The organism is Psychrobacillus sp. (assembly GCF_056205495.1).
The window spans coordinates 1-4,249 of the sequence record NZ_JBAEAP010000250.1 but is presented as its reverse complement, the minus strand read 5'-3'; the positions used below and the strand labels follow the sequence as shown (position 1 = coordinate 4,249).

Here is a 4,249-nt window from a genome sequence, read left to right as displayed (position 1 = left end):
AGGGGCTCTTCATTAAAAGTTTAATGGAGGGGGGATGACAAACTTAGTCGCCCCCCATATACTATTTTTGTCTTCTAGACGAATGCCTCAGTTCTGCAAATTCTCGTGCAAATTCTTCTCGAACATCCTTAGGCTTGATCTTCATATTCTTTGGTGTCTGAGGTAAGGAACCAGTGTTATTACTACTTCCCTTTTTGTCGTCTCTACCCATGAAGTGATCCTCCCTTTCTAAAATATTTCTTTTTAATAAGATGAGAAGAAAAGGTAATTTTACTCCTGGGAATAAAACTTATTTAGTAATCATTTTTCCTTTCTCTTGTTCCACTACAGGTGGAATGTAAGCTAATGACGATCTAAAATTTAATTCAAAGGTAGTGCCGACGCCAACCTCGGACTCTACATGAATATTTCCGTTCATTGCACGGATAACACTAAAAACGACCAATATACCAAGACCAGTTCCTTGGTTCCCTTTTGTAGAGTAATACGGCTCTCCTAAACGACTTAATTGCTCATCAGTCATTCCTGAACCGGTATCTTTAATAGTGATGACGACGTTCGTAGGTGTAGCTTCTGTCCCCACAGTTAAAATTCCTCCTGCAGACATAGATTCTATTCCATTCTTCATAATATTGACTAAGCTTTGATGAAATTTTTGACTATCACCCATAACTATGGATTCCTCTGTGAAATCTGTAATTATTTCAACGGATCTATTTTGCGCCAGTGGTATAAGCATTTGTATGACTTGCTTTAATGCCTTATTGACGAGAATAGTGTTTTCAGTTTCTGGATCAACTTTAGAAATTGTAAGATAATCTTGAATAACTCTTTCAGCTGATTGAAGCTCACTTTTAACGATAGATAAATACTGCCTTTTTGTGTCTGCTGAAATTGAGTCGTTATGTAAAAGTTGAACAAAACCTATAGCAGCAGTCAATGGGTTGCGTATTTCATGAGAGATAGCGGCACCCATCTTTTCAACAACTCCTTGTCTTTCTAAAGTTATAAGTTGCTGTCTGTATATTGTAAATTTATCAACCTCCTCTAAAAAGTAGGTGATCATCCCTACTCCTAAGGGTTGTAAAAATAAAAATGCAAAACTTACATCAAGTATGTCATAACCATCTAACATAAAAAGTAAAGGAGTGGTTTGATAAATTCCTACGATATAAATAAAGCCTATTGCTATCCAAATTCGTTGTTCTCTATTTTTCCCCAAAAACCAAGGATGTATTTTCCATAAAATAACAGAGAAAATAGCGTAATACGATACTGTGACCCAAAATCCTAAATCTATTCCAAAAAAAGAACGGATAATAATTGCTGTTAGACCTAAATAAGGGCCAAGACCAATATAGAGTGCGCCAATTACAAAAGGAATATTCCTAAGATCTAATAAGATGCTATCAGTTAGGGAGTAGCTAAATCCATAGCAAATGATGAGGCTGGCGAAACAATACAGCGTCGCAATGAATTGTACTTTTTTCGTATTTTCAAGCCAAATCAAGCTAAAAAAAAGTAATACTATTAAAAGAGATAGGTTGAAAAAAAAATGTAGCGTCAGCTCCATAGTATTACCTCTTCTCAGAAAAATTGATGTGAACAGATTAAAACTTTACCAGAATATATATGAAGTTTTTTGTTTGCGGAAGGTATAGTAATAAGTAGTTTCCTGTTCGGTTCTCTTTGTTCGAACAGTTCCTTTTATGTTTCTTATAATTCCGAAATCAATGGATGTGTCTAGTACTTTAGATTCCATTTGATTTTCTTTGGTAGGGCTAGTTATTGTAATAAGAATATTGGTTTTAGTCTCCTTAGTTGTGATAGATATAACGCCTCCATCTGTTAAGGAAACTATATTATTTTTAATGATATTTATGAAGGTGTGCTGGAACTTTGCACGGTCTCCGTCTATTAAACTAGTAGACGATAAATCAGAGATAATCTTAACTGAATAATAGTTGGCTAATGGTTGTAAAAGCTTTAGAACAATAGGGAGCTCCTCTTGGATATTTATTTCTTTCGTATGTTCCGTTATAGGCTTAGAATAGGTTAAATAATCTTGAATAATTTTCTCAGCCAAATCAAGTTCGTCTTTTAAAATAGCAAGGTATTGCTTGCTTTTTTCAGAATCTAGGGGTTCTCTAGTTAATAATTCGACAAATCCAATTGCAGAAGTTAAAGGATTTCTAATTTCATGTGATATAGCCGCACCCATTTGTTCTACCGCTTCTTTTTTTTCTACTTTTATTAAAAGCTTCCTTTGGGTATTAATTTTTTCAAAGGCTTCAATTATATATGTAATGATGGCAATGCCAAGTGTTGGAATAACAATGTATGCTATAAATAAATCTAAAGTATGTGTGCTTTCACTAGTGTTTAGTACAACAAATAATATTAAAAGGCTCATAATAAGAGCCAGAAGAGAGGAACAAATTATGCGATATTTGGATTTTAATCGCATAAAGTACGGGGAGAATATCCAGAAAGCGATACTTAATATACAGTTGAGCGTAAGGGTCATATAGAAACCTAAATCTATTCCATGTAGACCTCTTAGTAAAATTACGATTGCGCCCAAAATTGGACTCAACCTAAAATAGAGGCTTCCTATAAGTAAAGGGACAATTCGTAAATCTAACATTAATTCATCCGTTAAATGATAGGAAAACAAATAGCACAGAAGTAATGTAATAACAAAAAATATTAAAGAGGTTTTTTTTCTTTTAAGCAGGCTACCAGGTTTTCTTAAGTTAGTGAAACAAAGGAAAAATAAGATGATAATTAAGGATAAATTGAATAGAAAATTAACGGTAATAAGCTCCAATTTAATACCTCATCTCACCTTAAGATTATAAATTTATATTATCTTTAAATCGAAGGGTATTCAAGTTTTTATTTAATTATTTGGAAAATTTAATAAAATGAAAGTAAATAAAAACCAGATCTATAAGCTAGATCTGGTTTTTACTATAGACTTTCTTTATTAAAAAAAGAAATTAGCTGCTTATTGGTAGGAGCTTGGATTTTAAATGTGAGCTCTCTATCACCGCTATTTTCAATACGTGGGATGATGGATTCTATTACATGGAACTTCCAAAAAGATGGCTTACTTTTCGTGCTTTTTTCGGTATCCGAAGTCATCATTTTACGTTGGAAGGGATGTAACTTACACATAAGGAATTTTTCTTTTAGACGTATGAGTAAATATCCATCATCTGTTTCAGGGTTAAACTTTTTCATAAGTGATTCACCTAGTTCAAACGTGTTTGATTTATTTTGAACCGATGGCGAAATGACGAATATATTTCCTTTACGAAACACGGAAGTATTAGAAACTTGTTGTAGACCTAACTCGTTAATTAAAAAATCGAGATTTACTTGTGATGCTTCACTAGCGACTGACATAAAGTAGTGCCTCCTTTACAAATCCACAAACTCATTACTATTAAGTATACCCCATTTTCTCATTAATATCTTAAGTTAAGCATAATAAAATTAATAATTTACTGATTTTTCGTAAAAAAAACCAAAAAAATATAAAAATAGCCTTCCTACTAAGTATATTTTGAGTAGAAACACTTAATTCCTATATTGTAAAAATTTTTATAGAAGAACAAATTAAATGAAATGGATTTTAATACGAAAACATAATAAAGGACATTTACAATAAAATGTAAAACTTTTTTTCGTTTAGTATGTCTAATTAATAGGGACGTAGAAATGGGGTGATGGATTGAGCGAGCAACTGTTATTAGTAAAAAGAGCGATCAAAGGGAATGAGGAAGCGTTTTTGAACTTGATGCATGTACATCAGGAAGCATTATATAGGACTGCTATGTCCTTTTTAAAAAATGAGGAGGATGCATTGGAGGCTGTGCAGGAAGTTACCTATAGAGCCTTTAAACATATAAGAAAACTGAAAGAGCCAGCGTATTTCAAAACATGGATCATACGGATTATGATGAACTATTGCCAGGATGAAATTCGAAAAAGTAAGCGTGAGTTAGTGGAGGATGACTTACTACACCTAATTAGAGTAGAGGAGAATTTTACCTTTCTAGAAATAGAAGAGGCACTTACACATCTGACTGACTACGAAAGAGAGCTACTCCATCTCAAATACTTTGAAGACATCAAAATTAAAGATATTGCAATCATGTGGAAGACACCAGAAGGGACGATTAAAACTAGACTACATAAGGCACTCCGCTCATTACGACATCAATTTGAAGGGAAAGGGGAG

General features: G+C 33.2%; 5 protein-coding genes. 1 reads left to right on the top strand and 4 read right to left on the bottom strand.

All coding sequences use genetic code 11. The annotated features are described in order from the left end of the window. Positions 1-61: 61 nt before the first annotated feature. The 4 genes from AC06OU_RS07250 to AC06OU_RS07235 all read right to left on the bottom strand — a co-directional run bounded on the left by AC06OU_RS07250 (position 62) and on the right by AC06OU_RS07235 (position 3,411). Positions 62-211 carry a YfhD family protein gene (locus AC06OU_RS07250; protein ID WP_475854949.1) on the bottom strand — a complete coding sequence of 50 codons (150 nt, stop codon included), beginning with the start codon at positions 209-211 and terminating at the stop codon, positions 62-64. 78 nt (positions 212-289) lie between these two features. Continuing rightward, positions 290-1,573: an ATP-binding protein gene (locus AC06OU_RS07245; protein WP_475854948.1), complete on the bottom strand. Its 1,284-nt coding sequence runs from the start codon at positions 1,571-1,573 to the stop codon at positions 290-292. A gap of 45 nt (positions 1,574-1,618) precedes the next feature. Beyond that, positions 1,619-2,584 carry a histidine kinase dimerization/phospho-acceptor domain-containing protein gene (locus AC06OU_RS07240; protein WP_475854946.1) on the bottom strand — a complete coding sequence of 322 codons (966 nt, stop codon included), beginning with the start codon at positions 2,582-2,584 and terminating at the stop codon, positions 1,619-1,621. Between the two features lie 389 nt (positions 2,585-2,973). Next, complete coding sequence (locus AC06OU_RS07235; RefSeq protein ID WP_298471094.1) at positions 2,974-3,411, bottom strand: hypothetical protein; 438 nt, start codon at positions 3,409-3,411, stop codon at positions 2,974-2,976. Between the two features lie 328 nt (positions 3,412-3,739). On the opposite strand from AC06OU_RS07235, the gene AC06OU_RS07230 reads away from it, so the two are divergent. After that, on the top strand, positions 3,740-4,249 hold a 510-nt coding region (locus AC06OU_RS07230), incomplete at its 3' end, for a sigma-70 family RNA polymerase sigma factor (protein WP_475854944.1).

Coding starts and splice junctions, on each gene's coding strand:
- AC06OU_RS07250 (WP_475854949.1), bottom strand. CDS start 211: ATGGGTAGAGACGACAAAAAGGGAAGTAGTAATAACACTGGTTCCTTA.
- AC06OU_RS07245 (WP_475854948.1), bottom strand. CDS start 1,573: ATGGAGCTGACGCTACATTTTTTTTTCAACCTATCTCTTTTAATAGTA.
- AC06OU_RS07235 (WP_298471094.1), bottom strand. CDS start 3,411: ATGTCAGTCGCTAGTGAAGCATCACAAGTAAATCTCGATTTTTTAATT.